18 protein-coding genes are annotated in these 24,192 nt (G+C 41.8%); 16 read left to right on the top strand and 2 right to left on the bottom strand.

Annotated elements, in window-relative coordinates; translation table 11 throughout:
• Positions 1–9: 9 nt before the first annotated feature.
• The 8 genes from DW036_RS09400 to DW036_RS09435 all read left to right on the top strand — a co-directional run bounded on the left by DW036_RS09400 (position 10) and on the right by DW036_RS09435 (position 13,669).
• Positions 10–1,647, top strand: a complete 1,638-nt coding sequence (locus tag DW036_RS09400) for a RagB/SusD family nutrient uptake outer membrane protein (protein ID WP_118463512.1) — start codon at positions 10–12, stop codon at positions 1,645–1,647.
• 146 nt (positions 1,648–1,793) lie between these two features.
• A complete protein-coding gene (locus DW036_RS09405) occupies positions 1,794–4,724 on the top strand; it encodes a GH92 family glycosyl hydrolase (RefSeq protein WP_118463515.1) in 2,931 nt (976 codons plus the stop codon).
• A 19-nt stretch (positions 4,725–4,743) separates the two neighbouring features.
• A complete protein-coding gene (locus DW036_RS09410) occupies positions 4,744–5,607 on the top strand; it encodes an endonuclease/exonuclease/phosphatase family protein (RefSeq protein ID WP_118463518.1) in 864 nt (287 codons plus the stop codon).
• Positions 5,608–5,654: 47 nt separating this feature from the next.
• Complete coding sequence (locus tag DW036_RS09415; RefSeq protein WP_187374588.1) at positions 5,655–6,797, top strand: alkaline phosphatase; 1,143 nt, start codon at positions 5,655–5,657, stop codon at positions 6,795–6,797.
• Positions 6,798–6,813: 16 nt separating this feature from the next.
• Entirely contained in the window at positions 6,814–8,418 is a 1,605-nt protein-coding gene (locus DW036_RS09420) for a trehalase family glycosidase (protein WP_118463523.1), read from the top strand.
• 17 nt (positions 8,419–8,435) lie between these two features.
• Entirely contained in the window at positions 8,436–9,887 is a 1,452-nt protein-coding gene (locus DW036_RS09425) for a glycoside hydrolase family 125 protein (RefSeq protein ID WP_118463526.1), read from the top strand.
• Positions 9,884–12,205: a glycoside hydrolase family 20 protein gene (locus tag DW036_RS09430; RefSeq protein WP_118463529.1), complete on the top strand. Its 2,322-nt coding sequence runs from the start codon at positions 9,884–9,886 to the stop codon at positions 12,203–12,205. Before DW036_RS09425 ends, DW036_RS09430 begins: the two co-directional genes overlap by 4 nt.
• Positions 12,206–12,223: 18 nt before the next feature.
• Positions 12,224–13,669 carry a PA14 domain-containing protein gene (locus DW036_RS09435; protein WP_118464270.1) on the top strand — a complete coding sequence of 482 codons (1,446 nt, stop codon included), beginning with the start codon at positions 12,224–12,226 and terminating at the stop codon, positions 13,667–13,669.
• A 15-nt stretch (positions 13,670–13,684) separates the two neighbouring features.
• Here DW036_RS09435 and DW036_RS09440 read toward each other — a convergent pair whose 3' ends face one another.
• Together DW036_RS09440 and DW036_RS09445 are read right to left on the bottom strand one after the other, a co-directional pair.
• The gene (locus DW036_RS09440; protein ID WP_118463532.1) at positions 13,685–14,866 is read right to left on the bottom strand and encodes a DNA-binding transcriptional regulator; all 1,182 of its coding nucleotides are present in this window, start codon (positions 14,864–14,866) and stop codon (positions 13,685–13,687) included.
• A 445-nt stretch (positions 14,867–15,311) separates the two neighbouring features.
• Positions 15,312–15,773, bottom strand: coding sequence for a thioesterase family protein (locus tag DW036_RS09445; protein ID WP_118463535.1), 462 nt, complete (start codon positions 15,771–15,773; stop codon positions 15,312–15,314).
• A gap of 80 nt (positions 15,774–15,853) precedes the next feature.
• On the opposite strand from DW036_RS09445, the gene DW036_RS09450 reads away from it, so the two are divergent.
• The 8 genes from DW036_RS09450 to DW036_RS09485 all read left to right on the top strand — a co-directional run bounded on the left by DW036_RS09450 (position 15,854) and on the right by DW036_RS09485 (position 24,183).
• On the top strand, positions 15,854–16,417 hold the full coding sequence (locus tag DW036_RS09450; protein WP_118464272.1) for an L-threonylcarbamoyladenylate synthase: 564 nt from the start codon (positions 15,854–15,856) through the stop codon (positions 16,415–16,417).
• Between the two features lie 138 nt (positions 16,418–16,555).
• Positions 16,556–18,346, top strand: coding sequence for a chloride channel protein (locus DW036_RS09455; protein WP_118463538.1), 1,791 nt, complete (start codon positions 16,556–16,558; stop codon positions 18,344–18,346).
• 11 nt (positions 18,347–18,357) lie between these two features.
• Positions 18,358–19,329 carry a methionyl-tRNA formyltransferase gene (gene fmt, locus DW036_RS09460; RefSeq protein WP_118463541.1) on the top strand — a complete coding sequence of 324 codons (972 nt, stop codon included), beginning with the start codon at positions 18,358–18,360 and terminating at the stop codon, positions 19,327–19,329.
• A 223-nt stretch (positions 19,330–19,552) separates the two neighbouring features.
• Positions 19,553–20,146, top strand: coding sequence for an RNA polymerase sigma factor (locus DW036_RS09465; protein WP_118463544.1), 594 nt, complete (start codon positions 19,553–19,555; stop codon positions 20,144–20,146).
• Between the two features lie 137 nt (positions 20,147–20,283).
• On the top strand, positions 20,284–20,925 hold the full coding sequence (locus DW036_RS09470; RefSeq protein ID WP_118463547.1) for a DUF4840 domain-containing protein: 642 nt from the start codon (positions 20,284–20,286) through the stop codon (positions 20,923–20,925).
• A 198-nt stretch (positions 20,926–21,123) separates the two neighbouring features.
• Positions 21,124–21,309, top strand: a complete 186-nt coding sequence (locus DW036_RS09475) for a hypothetical protein (protein ID WP_118463550.1) — start codon at positions 21,124–21,126, stop codon at positions 21,307–21,309.
• Between the two features lie 63 nt (positions 21,310–21,372).
• Positions 21,373–22,023, top strand: coding sequence for a ribulose-phosphate 3-epimerase (gene rpe / locus DW036_RS09480; protein ID WP_118463553.1), 651 nt, complete (start codon positions 21,373–21,375; stop codon positions 22,021–22,023).
• A 57-nt stretch (positions 22,024–22,080) separates the two neighbouring features.
• Positions 22,081–24,183 carry a ComEC/Rec2 family competence protein gene (locus tag DW036_RS09485; protein ID WP_118463555.1) on the top strand — a complete coding sequence of 701 codons (2,103 nt, stop codon included), beginning with the start codon at positions 22,081–22,083 and terminating at the stop codon, positions 24,181–24,183.
• The last annotated feature ends 9 nt before the right edge of the window (positions 24,184–24,192 follow it).

The following is a 24,192-nucleotide window of genomic DNA, read 5'->3' on the forward strand; positions in this document are numbered from 1 at the left end:
AAGAAAAATATGAAAAAGAATATATTGTTTTTTGCGATGTCTGCCGCATTGCTTATGAGTTCTTGCAGTGACTTTCTGGATGTACAACCAGAAGGAGATGCTACAACAACTACATACTTCACAAATGATTTGCAGGCGATTGATGCTGTAGATGCATTGTATGAGAGATTTCATCAGGAAGCTGTATATGGACGTGAATTATTCTGGGAACAAGGTGCTGCCTGTGACGTGGTGTGGGGAAAGACTCGTGACTTCCCAACGCTTGCTACATTGAAATACACCGGAGATGAATCTCCTTTGCGTACGATATTTGATACAATGTATAAAGTGATGGCACGTTCCAACTGGGTAATCCAGCAACTGCTTAATAAAGAGAAAACCACTACTTTGACTGATATAGAGAAGAGAAGTCTTGGTGAGGCATATTTTACACGTGGGTGGGCTCATTTTTTGATAGCCTATCGGTATGGTCTTGATGTGCAAGGGGTTCCTTTTGTTCGCTATGAAGATTTTGAAAGTGGCTATGATAACTCTATTCCTCCTCAGCAGGCTTCGGTAGTGGATAATTATAAACTGATTATTTCAGATATGGATAAAGCGATGGAATATTTGCCTCGTTTTGAAGAATATGGCACCGATGATAAAGGACGTGCTCATGACGCAGCCGCTGTTGCTTTCAAAGCCAAAGTTTATGCTTACTGGGCTACTTGGGATGCCACGCAATGGAATAATGTAATCTCTATGGTTAATGAATTGGAGACTACTTATGGACGTGATTTGGCGAATACTTATGCACAATCGTTCTCTTCTGATTTCTCAGATTGGTGGAATAAGGAATATATCTGGACTATTCCCGGAAATGGTGGTTCTCAAGGTGGTGGTTCTGAGTTTCCAGGTGTTATCCTTGAAAATAAAGCTTGGGGAAAGTACAATGGTTGGGGACAGAACAAACCTTCCTATGATATTTATGAAGAAATGCTGAAAGATGGTACAGGCAATGACCGTTTGGTACGTACAGTTCTGGAGTATGGGCAGGAATTTCAGTTCTTAGGTGAGACTCGTACTTTTTGGTCGACTTCTGATATTGAATCCGGTTTTATGATTAATAAATATATGGATCCTTTCAAACATGAAGATGCAGCCGACAAAGGTTATATCAATACGAATGGTGACTGGCCGACGGCACGTGTTAACTTTCCGGTTATTCGATTTGCAGAAATGTTACTTTTTCGTGCGGAGGCTTACCTGATGACTAATCAGGCCGATAAAGCTACCTTGGATTTGAACCGCATTCGTACACGTGCTAATTTAGCACCACTGTCGGGTACGGCAACTATGACTGATTTGTATCATGAACGTCGTTGTGAATTGGCATTCGAGTTTACAGACCATTTGTTTGACCTGAAGCGTTGGCATCATTCCGGTAATGCGGAAATAAAGGCTTTGGCTGCTGCTGAACTGAATGCCCGTCCGCGTGTACGTCATTATGCAGACCGTCAGAATCCTGCGTCTACATGTGTTATCGCTGAATATGAGGATTACAAGGATAAGACTACTTATCAAGATTATATGATGGTGTTTCCTTATCCGGCGAATCAAATAACCAAGTCTAATGGTAAATTGAAACAGAATCCTCATTATGATTGATATTTTTCTAAAGTAAGAAATAAATAGACTCATCGCCATTGGTCTGATCTGCAGGGATTGGTACTTTACCGTATCGGTCCTTGCAGAGTTTCTTCTTCTCCTTGGGGCAAAGATTATTAACAGAATCATATTTTAAATGTAGCCTGATGAAACTAAGAAATCTAATATTCGCAGTGATTGCATTCCTTGTTTGCTGGTCTTGTACACCCGGTGAAAAATCCCCTGTTGACTATGTAAATCCCTTTATAGGTACCGGCTTCCATGGCCACACTTATCCAGGCGCAACCGTTCCTTTCGGTGCAGTACAACTGAGTCCTGATACTCGTTCCGGTAACTGGGATGCTTGTGCCGGATACCATTATGATGATAACACCCTGAAAGGCTTCTCACATACACATCTGAGCGGGACCGGATGCATTGATTTGGGTGATATTCTATTCCGTCCCACAACTCAAAAAATAGATCCGGTTGCAGATCCTGTTTACCAGCCTGCCGCTTTCTCCCATGAAGACGAGAAAGCATCTACAGGGTATTATTCGGTAATCCTAAAAGAAGAAGGGATAAAAGTTGAGTTGACTGCGACCACGCATGTGGGGATGCACCGCTATACATTCCCTTCCGGCAAAGAGGCGTCTGTTATCATAGATTTGGCCCACCTGCTCGATAATGAGTATATCTATGAAGCAGTTTTGGAGCAGACGTCTGCCAATGAAATTGCAGGTATGCGGAAGACGAGAGGATGGACAGATAATCAGTATGTTTACTTTGTGGCTCAATTCTCGAAGCCTTTCCAATCTGTTGACTTTATACAGGATAAAAAGATGGTTCCTGCCAGTGCAAAAATCTCCGGTACTGACTTGCAGGGTGTACTGACTTTCGATACTACTGATGGAGAACCAGTAGTAGTCAAGGTGGGATTATCACTGGTAAGTGAGAAGAATGCGCGTATGAATATGGAAACCGAAGTAAACGATTTCAATTTTGATACAGTGCATGCTGCTGCCCGTGCAGCCTGGGAACAAGTATTATCCGTCATCACGGTTGAAGGGGGAGATACGGACGACTTGGTAGATTTTTATACAGCTATGTACCATTCTATGGTGGTTCCTAATGTTGTAAGTGATGTTAATGGTGAGTATCGTCGACATGACATGCAAATAGGGCAGTTGTTAAAAGATAAAAAGCAGTATTCCACTTTTTCTCTTTGGGATACTTTCCGTGCATGGAATCCTTTGATGACATTGATTGACACTACGCTGGTAAACGATATGGTAAATTCTTTCCTGAATATTTATGATGCTTCGGGTGAACTTCCCATCTGGCCGCTTTCTGCCGGAGAGACAGGCACGATGATCGGATACCATTCGGTTTCTGTCATAGCTGATGCTTATCTGAAAGGAATTAGAGGATTTGATGCGGAGAAAGCATTGAGTGCCATGATAGTTTCGTCAGAAAAGAATAAAAAGGGAGCGGACTATTATATTCAATACGGTTTTATCCCTTCAAACATCAAAAAAGAATCTATATCCTGCCTGCTGGAGTTTGCTTATGATGACTGGTGTATTGCACGTATGGCTCAGGCAATGGGAAAAGCTGATGTTTATCAAACATATATCGAACGCTCTCAGAACTATATAAATGTGTTTGATGGTTCTACGCGATTTTTCCGTGGTAAGCGGATGGATGGCAACTGGGAAACACCTTTCAATCCTTTTGAAGTGGGACGTGCATACACCGAAGCCACTGCTTGGCAGTATCGCTTTTTTGTGCCGCATGATGTGAACGGGATGGCTCAATTATTTGGCGGAAGGGATTTGTTTATTGCTGCGCTCGATTCGATATTCACCGTGGAATCGGATGTGAAAGGCGACCTTGTAGATATAACCGGTTTGATAGGACAGTATGTACACGGTAACGAACCAAGCCACCATATCGCTTATTTGTACGATTATGTAGGGCAACCTTGGAAAACACAGGAAATGACACGTCGTTTGCTTCACGAAATGTATAAACCGACTCCGGAGGGTATCATTGGTAACGAAGATTGTGGACAGATGTCTGCATGGTATATATTATCAAGTCTGGGAATATACTCCGTATGCCCCGGAAGTAATGAATTTGCGTTGACCAGTCCTTTGTTTGAAAAGGCAGTAGTGAAGTTGGCCAATGGGAAAACATTGACCATTCTTGCCAATAATCCGAAAAAGAATGTATATATTAGTAAGGTTGAACTGAACGGGAAGCAGATAGAGACTAACTTTATTACTTATTTCCAGTTAATGGAAGGTGGTGAATTGCGTTTTACCTTATCTGATAAACCGGATCTAACAAGAGGTATTGCTGAGGAATCTTTTCCTTACTCTTATACTAAGGAAAATGTGGTTTCCATTCCTTATGTTGATAAAGACTTGAACTTGTTTATGGATATGGTAAACGTCCCCCTGGCTACGGCAACAAGTGATGCAGAAATCAGGTATACGCTGGATGGAAGTGAACCTACAGAACAATCAAAACTTTATAAAGAGCCTTTCGAACTGTATCAAACCACACAAATAAAGGCCAAAGGCTTTAAGGAAGGTTTTCGTCCGAGCAGCACTTTGTCCATTCAGGCAACTAAGGCTGAATTGAAGGCAGCACTTCCGGTATATCCTACCCGGAATGGTACGTCTTATAAATATTTTGAAGGTGTTTACCGGAAAGTGGCAGATGTGGAAAAAACTCCATTGATTGCGTCGGGTATCATACAGGAACCATCTATAAAAGGAGCTAAACAAGAGGATCATTTCGGTTATATATTTTCCGGACTGATAGAAGTTCCTGAGGATGGAGTTTATACCTTTCAGACACGCTCGGACGATGGTAGTGTACTGTATATAAGTGATGAACTGGTGGTGAACAATGATGGTTCCCATGCTGCTATTCCCGCTACGGGTTTTATAGCCTTGAAGAAAGGATTTCATCCTTATATTCTCTATTATTTTGAAGATTATGAAGGAGAACATTTGAGTTGGGCATGGAAGATTCCATCTGCGGAAAAATTGTCACCTATTCCCGCTTCTGTTTTATTTGTGAAATAATTTTTAATACATAAATATCATGAAAAGAATATTATTGTTGTTTTTGCCATTCCTTGCTGCATCATGTGGGCAAGTGAAACAACAGGCACCTGCATCGGAGCCTATTAATGTAATGTCTTTTAATATCCGCTATGATAATCCTGAGGATAGTCTGGATAACTGGAAATTCAGGAAAGACCGTGCTGCGAATGCCATTCGTTTTTACAATGTGGATATATTGGGTACACAAGAAGTATTGCACAATCAGCTGGAAGACCTCAAACAGCGTTTACCCGAATATGACGTGATTGGTGTAGGTCGTGAAGATGGTAAAGAAAAGGGTGAATATAGTGCTCTTTGGTATAAGAAAGATCGCTTTACATTGATTGATTCCGGTTACTTCTGGCTTAGTGAAACACCTGAAGTGGCTGGCTCCAAAGGATGGGACGGAGCTTGTGAACGCATAGCTTCGTGGGCTAAATTGAAAGATAAAGTCACCGGTAAAGAAGTTTTTGCATTGAATACTCATCTGGATCATGTAGGTGTAGTGGCACGTCGTGAAGGGATAACCCTAATGTTGGACAAGGTGAATCAGTTGAGTGACGGGCTGCCGGTAATTGTAACAGGAGATTTCAACTCAGAACCGGAATCGGATGTAATCAAACATGTTACTGATCCTACTAATCCGGAACATTTGACGGATGCACGCGAAGCGTCTCCCATTGTTTATGGACCTTCGTGGAGCTTTCATGATTTTGGGAAGATTCCTTATGAGTATCGTCCGTTGATTGATTATGTATTTGTGCGCAATGGATTTAAAGTGGTAAGATATGGTGTACTGGCGGAAACTGAAAATGAGTCTTTCCTATCAGACCATGCACCTGTTTTTGTAACGGTGGAATGAGAATATCTTATCAATGAAAATAAGTAAGTAACAAAAAAATAGTAACCATGAAGAAAATATTGAGAAGCTGCATATTTGCAGTAATGGCGATTGCATTATTGCCTGCCGGAACATTGGCACAAGAGCGTCGGGACAAAGAGCAGACGTATGTATTGGAACACCCATATGAAGTAACAAAAATAACACCTCCCCAAGGGAAAAAGATAAAGAATGTTATCCTGATGATTGGTGACGGTATGAGCCTGATGCATGTCTATTCAGCCTGGACAGCCAACCGTGGTAAACTCTTTTTGGATAATTGTCAGGCAGTAGGTTTGTCGAAGACATACTGTGCTAATAAATTGATTACCGATTCAGGAGCAGGAGGTACGGCACTGGCTACTGGACAGAAGACAATCTATCATGCCGTAGGCGTGGATCCGGAGGGGCGTCCGTTAAAGTCGTTAGTAGATTTGGCAGCTGCCAAGGGTAAATCAACAGGTTTGGCAGTGACCTGCCGCCTTTGGGATGCAACCCCTGCAGACTTCTGTTGTCACAATATAGACCGGGATGCTGAAGCTGCTATTGTGGCGGATTATGTGAATTGTAATGCAGACTATGTATTCGGTGGTGGTGCCAAACTCTTTGAAAACCGTGAGGATGGACGTGACTTGTTTGCAGAGTTACGTGCAAAAGGTTTCCAAACTCCTCGTAGTTGGGAAGATCTGGTTACCATCAAAAGCGGTAAGGTATTTGCAGTTCCCTATTCGGTAGATACTCCGCTTCCTGCTGAGCGTGGTGATCTTCTGGCGCGTGCTTCATTGAAAGGCATCGAACTACTGAATCAGAATAAGAATGGTTTCTTTATGATGATAGAAGGTTCACAGTTGGATGATTACGGACACTTCAACGATCTTGACCTGTTGATGCAGGAAACTCATGACTTTGACCGTACTATCGGTGAAATTTATAAATGGGCAGTTCAGGATGGAGAAACGCTGGTAATCGTTACTGCTGACCATGAAACTGGTGGACTTACGCTGGTAGACGGTGATTTGAAAGAAGGTAAAATCGTATGTAAGTTCTCTACGGGAGGACATAGTGGTGTGATGGTGCCGGTATATGCTTTCGGTCCCGGTGCACAGGAATTTACCGGAATCTTTGAGAATACGGCTATCTTTGATAAGATAAAGAAATTGCTTAATCTGTAAACTAAACCTTTTTCCTATGTTGAAATACATTTTATTTGCATGCTTGCTTTCATTTCCGGCATTTACCTCGCTGAAAGCCCAAAGCTGTGGCAACGATGAGAAGTATCATCTGCCTTATAAAAACACGTATGTAAAAGAACCGTTGGTCACCGAGAATGAATATCGTGTGGCTAAACCCCAAACGATTGTACCGAAGAGCTTCAAAGAAGCACGGCAGATTCTTCCCAATCCGATATGGGACGGACATGAAAAAGAACTTGAAATGTATTGGAGAGCATGGGAAATTGCTGTTGGAAACATTCGTGCTCCTCAAGAGGGTTCCGGATTTGTGTCAAGCTATTTGGATACAGCCTATAACGGTAATATTTTTATGTGGGACTCTTCGTTCATTCTAATGTTTGCCCGCTATGGTACACGTTTTTTCCCTTTCCAGCGTACATTGGATAATTTTTATGCCAAGCAGCACCCTGACGGCTTCATCTGTCGGGAGATAAAGGCGGACGGGGCTGACTGCTTCGAACGCTATGATCCGGTCAGTACTGGGCCGAATCTGATGCCGTGGTGCGAAATGGTATATTATCATCAGTTCGGGGATACAGAACGTTTACAGAAGATATTTCCGGTACTTTGCGCCTATTACAAGTGGTTGAAGTTGAACCATACATGGCAGAATGGAACATACTGGTCGAGCGGATGGGGAACAGGTATGGACAATATGCCCCGTGTACCGGCAGGTTATAATCCAATTTACAGCCATGGGCATATGGTTTGGCTGGATACTAACTTACAACAGTTGTTCACAGCCAATCTGTTGCTTGAAATGGGATTCTATCTGGAACGTTGGCAGGAAATAGAGGATCTGGAAAGTGAAGCCGAAATGCTGAAAAAGTATATCCATGACAATCTTTGGGATGAAAAGACAGGCTTTCTGTATGACCAGTATGCCGATGGATCGCTTTGCACAACGAAAGGGATAGGCGCTTACTGGGCTTTGTACACCGATGCCTTGGATACTAACCAACTTGACCGTTTGGTGAAGGAATTGGATAATCCGGAGACGTTTAAGCGGAAATACCGTGTACCCTCTTTATCTGCCGATCACCCCAAGTATAAGGAAAACGGACGTTATTGGCAAGGTGGAATATGGCCGGGAACCAATTATATGGTGATGCAGGGACTTGTGAAGAAGGGCTACCGCAAACAGGCACGGGAAATATGTCTGAATCATTATGCTCAGGTATTGGAAGTATATAAGAAAACCGGAACTTTTTGGGAATATTATGCTCCTGAAAGTGCAGAACCTGGTTTTATGGCGAGAAAAGAGTTTGTAGGCTGGGCGGGTCTTCCGCCTATTGCCGAACTGATAGAGCTTATCATTGGTATCCGTGGAGATTATGCTGAACAGCAGATTGTCTGGGATATGAACCTGACAGAGACTAACGGAATAGAGCGCTATCCTTTTGGACCGGAAGGGGTGATTAGTCTGAAAGCCGAGGCACGTCGTTCCGCGAATGATGAACCGCGTATCACTATCGATACAAATGTAGGTTTTGAATTGCTTGTACTCTATGGTGAAAAAGAAAAGAAAATTAGTGTGATACCCGGTAAACATACCTATTAACGACAAACAATTCTATCATGAAGAACAAAATGTCACGACGTCAGTTTCTGAAGACTGGAGGACTTGCTTTGGCTGCAATGACCATTCGGCCGTCTTCAGCGCTTGCCTCATCCGAAGTGTTGAGCCAGCAGTATATATCATTGCGTCCTTCTGTGGATAAGAGGTGTTTTGTTTCCAGAGCAGTGGATAAAGCGATTGGAGAAGGGCAAAAGAAAATAAAGGATGAGAAACTTCGCTGGATGTTTGGAAACTGCTTCCCGAATACACTGGACACCACTGTCAGACACAAGATAAAAGGAGGTCAGCCAGATACTTTTGTCATTACGGGAGATATTGACGCCATGTGGTTGCGTGATTCTTCTGCGCAGGTATGGCCTTATCTGCCGTTGATGAAAGAAGATAAGGAACTGCAACTTATGGTGGCGGGGCTTATTAACAGACAGGCGGAATGTATCCGGATAGATCCTTATGCCAACGCTTTCAATGACGGCCCATTAGGCAGCTATTGGGAAACCGATCATACGCAGCATATGGCAAAGGAGTTGCATGAGCGCAAATGGGAGGTAGATTCTTTGTGTTATCCTATTCGTCTGGCGTACCATTATTGGTTACAGACGGGGGATGTTTCCGTATTCGGTAAAGACTGGCACGAAGCCATGAAGTTAGTAGTCCGGACTTTTAAAGAGCAACAACGGAAGGAAAGTTTAGGATCTTATAGTTTTACGCGCGATTGTGACCGTCCGACTGATTCGCAGATAAATAATGGATGGGGAGCGCCAGTCAAACCAGTTGGACTGATCGTTTCTTCTTTTCGTCCTTCGGACGATGCTACTCAATATGGATTCTTGATTCCTTCCAATATGTTTGCAGTAGTATCGTTGAGGCAATTGGCGGAGATAGAACATAAGGTATACAAGAATGAGGTTTTTGCCGGAGAATGCATGGCACTGGCAAACGAAGTGGATGCTGCTATCCGTAAATACGGAATATTTAACCATCCTGTCTGTGGACGAATTTATGCCTTTGAAGTGGATGGTTTCGGTAATGCGCTTTGTATGGATGATGCCAATGTGCCCAGTTTGCTGGCTGCTCCTTATCTTGGTTACTGTTCTTTCAAGGATGCTATTTATCAGAATACACGCAAAATGATATGGAGTGACAATAATCCCTACTTCTTCAAGGGGGAAGCAGGAGAAGGAGTAGGTGGACCTCATGTCGGGTTGAACTACATCTGGCCGATGAGTATCATTATGAAAGCTTTTACAACTGACAGCCCCGAAGAAATACGTACTTGTCTGAAACTATTGCGTGATACGGATGGAGAAACGGGTTTCATGCATGAGTCCTTCAATTCGGCAAATGCAGCGGACTTTACCCGTTCCTGGTTTGCATGGGCAAATACCTTGTTCGGCGAACTTATCCTTAAAACAATTCGGGAATACCCAAACTTATTATCTCAAACGTTATGAAGATAGTTTATTGGACATTTATTTTATCGTTCATTCTCCTGTCTTGTGGAGAGGGACACAAAGCAGATATGAAAGATTATGGCATTATACCTATGCCTAACGAAATCGTTTCAGAACAGGGAAATTACGTCTTGCAGGGTGAAAAAACGGTAGCTGTATCTTCCGACGAATCTTCCATGAAAGTTTTTCAGTATCTGGAGAATGTGTTAAAGAATACCTCAGTTCAGTTAAAGCGGATTGCTCCAACCGAACAGGCTGATATCAGTTTGCTTATAGATACGACTTTACCTGATGAGGCTTATACGCTGGAAGTTTCTTCCCATGGTATAAAAATCTGTTCAAATGCAACCGCTGCAGGGTTGTTTTACGGTGTGCAGTCTTTGTTACAGCTTATGCCGGTTGAAATTTATGATACTCATCGGAAGTATGAAAACGACATAGAAATTCCTGCGGTCCGTATTACGGATGCTCCCCGTTTTCCTTATCGCGGAGCTATGATGGATGTAGGTCGTAATTTTCTACCCAAGGAAGAAGTACTAAAGTTTCTTGACTTGATGGCTTTTTATAAACTGAATAAGTTTCATTTCCACTTGACAGATGACCAAGGCTGGAGGATAGAAATAAAAAAATATCCAAAACTTACAGAGATAGGTTCTTATCGTAAACAAACACAGGTGGGGCATTGTGACTATTACTATCCACGTCGTTTCGATGGAAAAGAGAAACAAGGGTATTATACGCAGGACGAGATTAGAGAGATTGTGAAATATGCATCCGATCGTTTTATCACGATTATTCCAGAAATAGAGATGCCTGGGCATGCATCTGCTGCATTGGCTTGTTATCCGGAACTCTCTTGCGGATTAGGAAAGACGTATGTAGTGCGCGATTACTTTGACGTTTTTGACGAAGTCTATTGCCCTAAGGAGAATACGTTTGATTTTCTGGAAGACGTGTTGGTAGAAGTCATGGACCTTTTTCCGAGTCATTATATTCATATTGGTGGAGATGAATGTCCGAAGAAAGCATGGAAGATATGTGATCACTGTCAAACTCTGATGAAGCGGGAAGGACTGAAAGATGAAGAAGCGTTACAAAGTTGGTTTATACATCGGATAGAACAATTTGTGAACAGCAAGGGACGTGACATTATCGGCTGGGATGAGATATTGGAAGGAGGACTTGCCCCCAATGCTACGGTGATGTCATGGCGTGGAGAGGAAGGAGGCATTGAGGCTGCCCGTCAGAAACACAAAGTTATTATGACTCCCGGTGATAAATGTTATATTGATCACTATCAGGAAAGTCCGGAATTCGCTCCGCTGGCTATCGGTGGTTTTATTCCACTGGATAGTGTTTATAACTATAACCCGCTTCCTGCCGAACTAACGCCTGAAGAACAAGCTTATATCATAGGGACACAAGTTAATATTTGGGGAGAATATATTCAGACCCCTGAATATTTTGAGTATATGGCTTTTCCACGTTTGCAGGCAATGTCTGAAGTGCAATGGACACAGTTGAAGAATAAGGATTTCAATTCTTTTGTCCGGAGGTTGGATAAGGAGTTCAAGCGCTTAGATTTTTGCGGAGTCAATGCTTGCCGCAATTTCTATGAGGTTAATCTGACAGGGGCATGGAATGATGTTCATCATACTTATGAAGTAACCTTGAAAACGTTCTGTCCCGGCGTTGAAGTCTATTATGCTGTTAATGATTCTGTGGTGTCTTCTTCCTCCGATCTTTATAAGGCTCCCTTGGCCTTATCTGAAGATGCTACTATTTATGCAGCAGTTTACAGAGATGGAAAGCCGTTAGGCAAGATTACCCGCAAGAGTTTTGCAGTAAATAAGGCTACTGGAAATTCGTATCAGTGTGTACCGCCTCCGGTTGTGGAGAAGGTAAATGAAGGTATTGGGCTGACGGATGGTATTCGTGGCTATACACGTGATTTACGGCGTTGGGCCATTTTTCGTGAAGACTCGGTGCGAATTACGGTAGATTTAGGGAAACCGGTTTCCGTAAGTAAGATTGCTTTTGCTTCTTTGTGGCGCCCCTTTGATACTCTTTGGCCAGCGAGTGAATTATGCGTTTCTGTTTCTGCAGATGGTGAGACTTTTACCTCTGTAGGCAATCAGGAATATACGTATGACTTTACACAGACTGAAGCGACCCGTTTTCCTGTTTCATACTCATTTCCAGAGGTGACAGCAAGATATATTCGTTTAGAATTGTTGAATGGTGGTTTATGTCCGGAAGGTTACTATCATGCAGGTCAACAAAGTCGGTTGGCAATTGATGAAATAGAGTTTTATTGACCTTAAAACATGTATATTATGAAGAAGAAACTTATTCTTTTATTTTTATGGATGTGTATATTTCCTGTTCTGTTGTCTGCTCAAAGTCGATTTGCTTTCAAAGACGGGAAATTTGTAATAGCCCAGTTTACGGATTTGCACTGGACGCCCGAGTCTCCGAAATGTGCTGAAACAGCTGCAACGATTCGTGCTATCCTGGAAGCCGAACATCCCGATCTTGCAGTACTGAGTGGAGATGTGGTAACTGCTGACCCCGCTATTGATGGCTGGAAAGCAGTAGCCGAAATTTTTAATGAAGCTAAGATTCCTTTTGTTGCAACCACGGGAAACCATGATGCAGAGTACTTGACACGGGATGAAATTTATGATATTCTTTTAAAGTATCCTTATTATATAGGATCAAAAGGTCCAAAGGAGATAGGATGTGGTAATTGCGTCATTCCTGTTTATGCATCCAAAGAGAAAAATAAAGTAGCGGCATCCCTCTATTGTATGGATTCCAATGACTACCAACCGAATAAACTTTATGGTGCTTATGACTGGATTCACTTCAATCAGATTGAATGGTATCGTAAGCAAAGTCTCTCTTTCACAGTTGGAAATGGTGGTATTCCTGTGCCTTCATTGGCTTTTTTTCATATTCCGTTGATTGAGTATAACGAACTTGCAGGCGATGGAAAAACTTATGGAAATGATAAAGAGGGGGGAGTTGCTTCATCAAATATCAATTCTGGTATGTTTGCTTCGATTCTTGAAATGAAAGATGTCATGGGGGTATTTACTGGTCATGATCACGATAATGATTATATTGGAATAGATAAGGGGATTGCCTTAGGGTATGGGCGTGTTACCGGTGCGGATGCCTATGGAGTATTGACCAGAGGTGCCCGTATCATTGAACTATATGAGGGTGAGTATAAGTTCGATACGTGGATAACTACTCCTTTCGGACGAGAAATAGCTTATTATTATCCTTCGGGAATGAATTCGGAAGAAGAACAGACCATGACTTATTTGCCTGCAAAAAAAGTATCTGCTAATAAACATGGTGTGGCTTACACTTACTACGAAGGTAAGTGTAAGCAGGTTGCTGAAATTGCATCCTGCACTAAGGTGACGGAGGGAACTATGAAGAATTTTTCTATTGAAGAGGCTGCTGTTGAGGACCACTTTGCTTATGACTTCCGTACATTAGTAAATATCGCTGAAAAAGGTATTTACCGTTTTTATACTTTCTCTGATGATGGTTCTGTGCTTTATATAGACGGTGAACAGATTGTGGATAATGACGGCGGACACAGTGGTCGCCGCGCTGAGGGAAAAGTAGCTCTTGAGAAAGGTCTCCATGAGATACGCGTACTATATTTTGAAAATTATATGGGTCAGGAACTTGAAGTTGGATATTCCGGGAGGAATATCCTGGAAAACACTTTGCCTGACGATATATTGTTTGTTCCTGAATAATAGGTATTATATATATTATTTTTTGTGGTTGCAATCAGTCATCTTCTGATGCTCCTTTCTGTATTCGTTGGGTGAGACCTTTTTCAGAGCTTTGAATTGGCGGGACAGGTTTTTTAAATTGTTTATTCCAACCTGTTCCGCTACTTCGGCAATAGGGGCATTAGTAGCTAACAATAACTGGGCAAAACGCTCCATCCTGAGGTTGAAGATATATTTATGGATAGATTGTTGGGTGACCTGCTTAAAACGAATTTCCAACAAACGGCGTGACAAAGGAACTTGTTTAACAATATCTGATACAGTGATGTCTGAAGCCAGATTTTGATGAATATATTTTAGAGCGGTATGTATGTGCGCATCTGCAGTGGAATAGAAATCTGTAGAAAGTCGGTTTACCACATTGACTGGTTGGAGAACTACGTCGTAGTAGGGGGCCTCTTTATCGTTCAGCAAATGTTCTATGAGTTCAGCGGCTTCAAAACCTCCTCTTACGATGTTGTGATTAATACTGGATAGAGGAGGATCGGAGAGATTACATATAATCTCATCATTATCAACTCCTAATATGGCTATCTTATCAGGCACTTTGATGTTGTTAACTTTGCAGATTTCGGTAATGCGATTACCTTGATTGTCATCACAAGCCATGAGTGCTGTGGGCTGAGGCAATGACTTCAGCCAGGTAAGTAAAGGAGGAGCTTCATAAAACCATAAGTCGTCCAAGGATTGCTCCTGATATGAAGAGAAATTGTTGCCAAAACCTTGTGCAGCTATGCATTCGTAAAAGCCATCGCAGCGTTCTTGTGACCAGACTGTATTGCGATAGCCGTAAAAAGCAAAATTTTGGAAGCCTTTACTCAGAAAGAATTCTGCTGCCATTCTGCCGGTTTTGCGATAATCGCCAGTAATATTGGGAATATTGCTGAATCTTGATTTATAGTCTTGCGCTACTGCAATAATACCGTTTTCGCGAAAAAGATCTACATTGTCTTTGTCGTCGAATTGACCAATAATGGCATCTGCTTGCCAAGCTTTTGCCCATTTCAAAACTCCTTCTATACCATAGGTATGTTTATAGGAAGGTGGCATCCGACATACAACCCATGGTTCATGGCTTTTTGAATAGGCGAGAACTCCTTTAAGCAAATTATATGCAAAGGATTCAGTAAAATCAGTCAGTAATATTAGGCGAATCATGCAAAATGGTAATAATGAGAGTAATTTATTTTGTATTTTGAAAAATATGACTTAGTACAGGTAAATCATTGTTTATGTAAATTCATTGTTCATGTATGAGGTGTCTGTTTTTATGCGGTTGAATTCAACCAATGGGGCTACACTCCATAAATTAAGTTTTTTAGTCATATTTTCTTTTTATTAATAAATTTCCGTCTGGCAAATATAATCTAATAATTCCTATTCCCCTAATGGAAATACTATAATAATAATAAAACTGTATATTTTTTTAGATTAGTTGGGTGAATCTGTTGCTATATGGTAGGGTGATAAGTTTAATGTGAGCATAATTATTTGTATGTAGGAAAGAAATAGGATCAGACATTGCCTCATCCTATTTCGGTCGCTACTTTAGCTCATTTTATAGTATGTATTGATAATTAATGTGATATGTCTGGTATGCTTTTTACACTTTATGAGGCACTGATGAGTGAGTGCTCTTTTTTCTTAAATCTCTTCCTTCGTATTTGCAGATTGCCCGAATCCATTCTTCCTCCAGAGGTTTAGATTCATGCTTCTCAAGATTGAAAGCTACCATAATGGAGGTGCATATGCACTTGATCTCCTGTGTTTCCGTATCAATCACCCGCTGTGCGAGGTGAAAACTTTTAGTGCCGATTTCAGTAACGGCTGTTTGTACAGCGATATGATCTGAGCCATAAATCTGTGCAAGGAAGTTCGCTTCTATGTGTACGACGACAATGCCGTCTTTCTCCCAATCGACGTCCGGGCATACGGAAGCAAAGTACTCGGTTTTTCCCAAATCATAGAAAGAGAAATAAACCGTATTGTTCACGTGGCCGAACTTATCGACATCGTTAAACCGTAGTTGTATGGGCAGGGTGTGGTTAAATTGAATTTCTTCCATTGTTTTCTCTTAAACTTTTCTATTAATCCGTGCAAAAATAGTACTTTTGCGTGTTAATCACTGTATTTATACACCAAGAAATGATAGAAGATATTAAAAAAGCCTGTCAAGTGATGAACGAAGGCGGAGTCATTCTGTACCCCACCGACACCATTTGGGGAATAGGTTGTGACGCCACCAACGAAGAAGCTGTGCGGCGTGTATATGAGATTAAGCGGCGCTCGGACAGTAAAGCGATGCTTGTGTTGGTTGATTCTCCTGTAAAGGTGGACTTCTATGTGCAGGATGTGCCGGAAGTAGCTTGGGATTTGATTGAAGTGGCAGACAAACCGCTGACAATCATTTATTCCGGTGCACGAAACCTGGCATCCAACCTGATTGCCGAAGATGGCAGTGTAGGTATCCGGGTGACGAATGAAGAATTCTCAAAACGTCTCTGTCAACAGTTTCGTAAGGCGATTGTTTCTACGTCGGCTAATATCAGCGGGCAACCTTCACCGGTAAATTATAGTGAGATCACAGAAGAACTTAAGTCCATGGTCGACTATGTGGTAGGCTATCGACAGGAAGAAATGGGACATCCGAAACCATCCAGCATTATAAAACTGGATAAAGGTGGCGTTATAAAAATTATTCGGGAATAAGATAACGGGCTAAAAGCTATTGTTGGTCTTATCTCTATAAGTTCACTTATGCTCTGAACTTGTCGAAGAATTTTCTCTCTTATTAAATAGATATGAGAGTAAATTCTTTATTTCGTTTAGAATGGTAAATATAGGTATATGGAAAAAGAGAAGAGAAGTTTGTTTCATCGTTTCCTTTTATGGCGTGAAAAGAATATAAAGGAAAAACAGTTTATCCTGATACTCAGTTTTCTGGTAGGTATCTTTACGGCTGTTACAGCTTTGATACTGAAGATGCTGATACATTGGATACAAAATTTCCTGACGAATAATTTCAATACAACGGAGGCCAACTACCTTTATTTGGTTTATCCGGTAGTGGGAATTTTTCTGGCAGGCTTGTTTGTACGCTATGTTGTGAAGGATGACATCAGTCATGGAGTTACAAAAATCCTTTATGCCATTTCCCGTCGGCAAGGGCGGATTAAGCGACACAATACATGGTCGTCTGTGATTGCCAGTTCCATAACCATTGGTTTTGGTGGTTCGGTAGGAGCGGAGGCACCTATTGTACTGACAGGCTCTGCTATTGGTTCCAATCTGGGAAGTGTTTTCAAAATGGAGCATCGTACTTTGATGCTTTTGGTGGGTTGTGGCGCTGCCGGTGCTATTGCAGGTATTTTCAAGGCACCTATTGCGGGATTGGTGTTTACGCTGGAAGTGCTTATGATAGACCTGACTATGACCTCTCTGCTCCCGTTGCTGATTTCTGCGGTGACAGCTGCAACGGTTTCTTATATCACTACCGGAACGGAAGCAATGTTTAAGTTCCATCTAGATCAGGCATTCGAGATGGAGCGCATTCCTTACGTTATTATGCTGGGTATTTTCTGCGGATTGGTTTCACTTTACTTTACCCGTGCCATGAATTCTGTAGAAGGCGTTTTCGGCAAACTGAAAGGCCCTTACCAGAAACTGGCTTTAGGTGGTATTATGCTGAGTATCCTGATATTTCTTTTTCCGCCGCTCTATGGTGAAGGTTACGACACCATTGAATTATTGCTGAACGGTACTTCCAATGCTGATTGGGATACAGTCATGAACAACTCATTTTTTTATGGACATGGTAACTTGTTACTGCTTTATCTGATGCTGATTATCTTGTTTAAGGTGTTTGCATCCAGTGCCACAAACGGTGGTGGAGGTTGTGGTGGTATTTTTGCACCCTCTTTGTATCTGGGTTGTATTGCAGGCTTCGTCTTCGCCTTTTTCAGCAATAAGTTTGATTTCTCATACTATTTACCCGAAAAGAATTTTGCCTTGATGGGTATGGCAGGGGTGATGAGTGGTGTCATGCATGCCCCGCTGACCGGAGTCTTCTTGATAGCCGAGCTGACGGGAGGATATGACCTTTTTCTGCCGCTGATGATTGTAGCTGCCAGTTCATATCTGACGATTATAGTTTTCGAACCTCATAGTATTTATTCCATGCGTTTGGCCAAGAAGGGAGAATTGTTAACCCATCATAAGGATAAAGCGGTACTTACCTTGATGAAAGTAGAGAATGTCGTGGAGAAAGATTTTGTTGTGGTTCATCCTGAAATGGATTTGGGTGAGTTGGTGAAGGCTATTTCGGCTTCACGGCGTAATATATTCCCTGTAACGGATAAGAGTGGGATACTGATTGGAATTGTCACTTTAGATGATATCCGGAATATCATGTTCAGGCAGGAACTATATCATCGTTTCACGGTAGGAAAACTGATGACGGCTATCCCCGCACGTCTGTATGATACGGATAGCATGGAGCAGGTGATGCGTACATTTGATGATACGAAAGCATGGAACCTTCCTGTAGTAGATGAAGAAGGACATTATTTGGGATTTGTCTCCAAGTCTAAGATATTCAACTCATACCGTCAGGTATTGGTACATTTCTCTGAAGATTAAAAAGTTTTTATATGATGAAGAAAGAAGATTTACGGATTGTTTACATGGGTACTCCGGATTTTGCAGTGGAGTCCTTGCGTTGTTTGGTAGAAGGCGGATATAATGTAGTAGGAGTCATCACCATGCCTGATAAACCGGCGGGTAGGGGGCATAAACTTCAGTTTTCTCCTGTGAAGCAATATGCACTGGAACAGAATCTTCCTTTATTGCAGCCGGAAAAACTGAAAGATGAGGCTTTTGTCGAAGCTCTGCGTGAGTGGAAAGCTGATTTGCAGATAGTGGTTGCTTTCCGCATGCTGCCCGAGGTGGTATGGAATATGCCACGTTTGGGAACTTTCAATCTTCATGCTTCTCTTTTGCCTCAATACCGGGGGGCTGCTCCCATTAATTGGGCAGTTATCAATGGTGATACAGAAACGGGGATTACGACTTTTTTCCTGCGTCATGAGATTGATACAGGCGAAGTGATTCAGCAAGTGCGTATTCCTATCGCAGATACAGATGATGTAGGTATTGTACACGATAAACTGATGGTGCTTGGTGGAAAACTGGTGACTGAAACGGTAGATGCAATCCTGAATGATGCAGTGAAACCTATTCCACAGGAAGAAATGGCGGTTGTAGGCGAGTTGCGTCCGGCACCGAAGATATTTAAAGATACATGCCGTATCAATTGGAATCAACCTGTCAAACGTATTTATGATTTTATCCGTGGTTTGTCTCCTTATCCGGCTGCCTGGTCAGAACTGGTTCAACCCGATGGAGAGGCAGTAGTTATGAAGATATTTGAAACGAGAAAGATATTTAAGTACCATGAATTAGTTCCCGGTACTTTGCTGACTGATGGTAAAACTTATATCCATGTGGCTGCGGAAGATGGTTTTATCGATATACATGCCTTGCAGCTTCCCGGCAAGAAACGTCTGAAGACAGATGAACTTCTGCGTGGCTTCCGGTTGACCGAAGAGTTCAGAATGAAATAGTTATGGGCTACAAGCTACAGGTTGCAAGTAACAAGCTACGAGCTACAAGTGCTATGCGGAGTGATAGCGCAACAACTTGTAGCTCATAGCTTGTAGCTTGTCACTTAATAATTGCTTATATTTTTGTTCCTTTCCCAAAATTTTTCTTTCTTTGCGTATTATTAACTACTAAACATTGAATGCCTATCGGAACACATTACGCTGAAATCTAAAAATACACGTAATGAAAAAGCAAACAAATGTTGCTGACGAAACGTTGGTAGCCCTTTATGCACAAGGTAATAACGAGGCATTCGATATCCTGTTGAACCGTTATAAGGATCGTCTTTATGCGTATATCTATTACACGGTACGTAATGAAGAACTGGCGGAAGACATATTCCAGGAAACTTTCACAAAAGCTATTGTTACCATTCAGCAAGGGCGTTACAATGAAAATGGCAAATTTCCTGCTTGGCTGACTCGCATTGCCCATAATCTTATTATCGACTGTTTTCGTCAGGAAAAACAGGAAAATCTGGTGTCCTGTGATGAAGAAGAACGGAATTTACTGAACAATATCCGTTTGTCCGAAGGGACCGTTGAATCTGAAATTGTAAATTATCAGATCCTTTCAGATGTGCGTCGTCTGATAAAGCACTTGCCGGACGAACAACGTGAAGTTGTACATATGCGTTTTTATCAAGACCTCAGTTTCAAGGAGATAGCAGAGATGACGGGAGTCAGTATAAATACTTCTTTAGGGCGGATGCGTTATGCTATTTTAAATCTGAGACGGATGGCAGAGAAGCATGGGATCGTGCTAACAATAGACTAAAAGATACATACTTTAATAAATTTTTCCTTTTTCGGGTGCAGTATTTATGGTATGTGCCCGTTTAACCTAATGTACGTACAACCTTAATTATGTGAATTATTAATTTTATTATTTACTAGACTAAACTTATTAAAGTAATGAAAAAAGTACATTGTTTAAAGCGTTTCGTGTTTCTTGTAATGACCCTTGGTTTGATAACTACTTTCACATCTTGCGATGATGACAATGACCCTAAACCTAACGATCCCGTATTGACAGATGTAGTAGGTGATTATATCGGTAAACTACAAGTAGTGGCTCCGGTACCGACTGCGGAAGAAGGTGAAGAAGCTCCCGAAGGTACGGATGTAACCGCAGAGGTAACCAATGAGAATGTATCATTTGAAAAGTTCCCGGTAGAAGATCTGATAACAGCAATTGCGGGCGAAGAAGCTGCTCCCGGAATCATCAAGGCTGTGGGTGACGTGAATTATAAAGTAAAGTACACTCCTGCCTTCAATGATGATAAGACAGCTATTAGCATGACATTTGCTCCCGAACCGTTGATTATCGAATTTAACCTTCCGACTGTAGAACCTACTGAAGGTGAGGGTGAAGGTGAAGGAGAAACTCCGGACATGAAGGTAGAAGTAACAATTGCAGCACCCGAAGCAGGTAGCTTTATTTATGCCGGCAGCAAATTGGCTTTCAAACTCCAGGTAACTGGTGTGAAAGTGAATGGTGAGCCTATTGAACTTCCTGCAACAACTTTCTCATTCGACTTAGCCAAAGCAAAATAAATATCCTCATTACAATGAATCTTATAGCCCAGGTACAGTGCTTCAGTACTGCCCTGGGCTGATTTATATATTTTCTTTACGTTTTTTACAGCTTATTGTATACTATTTCTCTCTTTCTCCCGTTCTATAACACATAGAGTTACTCCTGCATTTTTTATAGCAGTTTGTAATTTTGATTATAACTAATTCAATAAGCCTATGGATAAAAAAACTACTCCTTCTTTTTCTTCTTCATCCGTAAAACCGCGTACATCCGATGATACAATATCCGGTGAACGTCCGCACCCTTCCGAGAAAACTTTGGATTTTCTTCGTAGTCTGGCCCGCAATTACCGGACTGTAACTCAGCTTCCGCAAGGCTTGCAGGGGATAATATTAGGATGAATGAAATCTTTTGTCTACATTTGTACGTTATATTTATATATAATCTGTAAAACGTAGTGTATTATGAAACCAATCATAGCTCCTTCAATCCTGTCCGCAGATTTCGCTTATCTGGCAAGGGACTTGGAAATGCTGAACCGTAGTGAAGCCGACTGGGTACATATCGATATTATGGACGGTGTGTTCGTTCCCAATATATCTTTCGGTTTTCCCGTATTGAAGTACGTAGCAAAGATTTCAAAGAAACCTTTGGATGTACATCTGATGATAGTACAACCCGAGAAATTCATTCATGAAGTGAAAGCGTTGGGGGCACACACCATGAACGTGCATTTCGAAGCATGTCCGCACCTGCACCGGGTAGTGCAACAAATACGTGAAGCCGGTATGCAACCAGCTGTGACGTTGAATCCTGCTACTCCTGTAGCTATGCTGAAAGATATTATTCAGGATGTATATATGGTGCTGCTGATGAGTGTAAATCCCGGCTTTGGCGGACAACAATTCATAGAACATACCATTGAAAAAGTACGTGAATTGCGTGCTCTGATAGATAGTACCGGTTCAAAAGCGCTGATCGAGGTGGATGGCGGCGTGAATCTGGAGACAGGTGCCCGTCTGGTGGCTGCCGGTGCTGATGCACTGGTTGCAGGCAATGCGGTATTTGCCGCTCCTGATCCCGAAGGTATGATACATTCGTTAAAAGAACTCTAACTTTACATTCAGTTGATAAACAACACCCTGCAACGGCATCCTTTCTTACGACTTTTGATGCCGTTGACAGGTGGTATTATATGCGGAGATGCATACTTCTTCCATCAGCGTGCAGAGCTTTCCTTAAATATTCCCGAAGAGACATCTTATTTGTTTTCCACGTTTTCTCCTGTATGGATTTGTTTGGCAGGTTTCCTTTTACTCTTTCTCGCTTATTTTCTTTCCGGTAAATATCGAATTCATTGGTTGTATGGTCTTTCTGTATTTCTTTGTTGCTTTGGTTTGGGTGCCGGCATATCAGGGGAACGTTTACATCGAATGCATTTTCCTTTTTCAGGTGATGCAGCAGTCTACCAGGCAGCTATCAGTGAACAACCGGAAATGAAGGAAAAAAGTCTTTTATGTCGGGTTCAGTTAGAAGGGAGAGTGGAAAAAGGAGCTGTGCAAAGAAGTGAGCATGGGCATTCTTTCTTGTTCTATTTCCCGAAAGATTCTACTACTGCTTCATTGAGTCGGGGAGATAGATTGTGGGTCCATACCCGACTTACTCCCCCGGTTAATAATGGCAATCCTGATGAGTTCGATTATATACGTTATCTTGTCCGCAAAGATGGTACTGGTACGGCTTATATCCCTGCCGGACATTGGCGGATAGTGGGGCATGATTCTTCTCGTACCCTCTGGCAGATAGCTTCGGATTATCAGGAAAAAGTGATGGAACTCTATCATCATTTAGGTTTTCGGGGAGATAATCTGGCTGTACTTTCCGCTCTCACAGTTGGCGACAAAGAAAACCTGAGTGAAGACATCCGGGAGACTTATTCTATAACAGGTGCCAGCCATGTGCTGGCTCTTTCGGGACTCCATATCGGTTTTTTGTATGCTTTACTCTTTTTTCTTCTGTCTCTTATATGGAAGCGGTGGAGTTACTTTAAGCCTTTCGGGCTTTTTCTGATTATTCTTTTTTTATGGGGATTTGCCTTTCTAACAGGATTGTCTTCTTCTGTGGTACGTTCTGTTATCATGTTTTCTTTGTTAGCGATATCCAGTCTGCATCCGGAGAAACCGTTAACACTGAATACTCTGGCTGCTACTGCTTTTCTGATGCTGCTTTATAATCCGCTTTGGCTGTTTGATGTCGGTTTTCAATTATCTTTTGTTGCAGTAGCTTCTATCTTACTCATTCAACCCAAACTTTATAATTTACTTTCCGTACGACATCGCATTTCTCGTTACATTTGGGGCCTGCTGACAGTTTCTATTGCTGCGCAAATTGGTACGGCTCCTTTGGTTATTCTTTATTTCTTCCGTTTCTCAACTCATTTTCTGCTAACGAACTTGTGGGTAATTCCTATGGTAACGTTGATTTTATATTCTGCTGTTTTTATGCTTATTCTGACTCCTTTCCCTTTTCTACAGCAAGGATTTGCAGCTGTTGTCAATATATTGCTAAGTAGTCAGAATAATGTTTTACGTCGTATAGAACAATTTCCCATGTCTTCCATTGATGGACTCTGGACGGAATATTGGGAAATAATGCTGTTTTATATTTTTCTTTTGTCTCTGTTTAGGAGTTTTTCTGTTCGTACTTCCCGTAGTATCTATTTTTCTTTGTGTTGTTTGCTTCTTCTTACTACTTATCATACAGTTTTGGTTAGTTCGTCTGTACCTCAGTGCAGTATTGCCTTTTATAACGTGCGTAACTGTCCTGCTGTTCATTGCATTGCCGCTAACGGGAAGTCCTGGTTGGCCTGTGCCGATAGCTTACCGGATGTGTCCCGTTTGTATCGTGCGCTTTCTCCGAATTGGAATCATCAGCGTCTCTCCGCTCCCGAAGTATTAACCGGTGATTACGCTACTTCCGGTTTTGCTTTCCATAACCATATTGTTTCTTATGGCGGCAAGCGGATTTGTTTGCTGCATGATGCTCGCTGGCGGAATAAAATTTCGAGCCATCCTTTATCTATTGATTATCTATATATTTCTAAAGGTTATAAAGGACGCATCAAGGAATTAACTACCTTGTTCCGTATCCGGGCTGTTATTCTGGATACTTCCCTTTCTGATTATCGTAGTGATATCCTCAAAGAGGATTGCTTCCGTTTGGCTATTCCTTGTATCTCTTTGAAAGAGAGGGGAGCACTTTGTATTCGTTTGTAGAGAGTCTGA

The sequence above is a fragment of the Bacteroides sp. AF39-11AC genome, from assembly GCF_003474285.1.
Classification (GTDB): domain Bacteria; phylum Bacteroidota; class Bacteroidia; order Bacteroidales; family Bacteroidaceae; genus Bacteroides.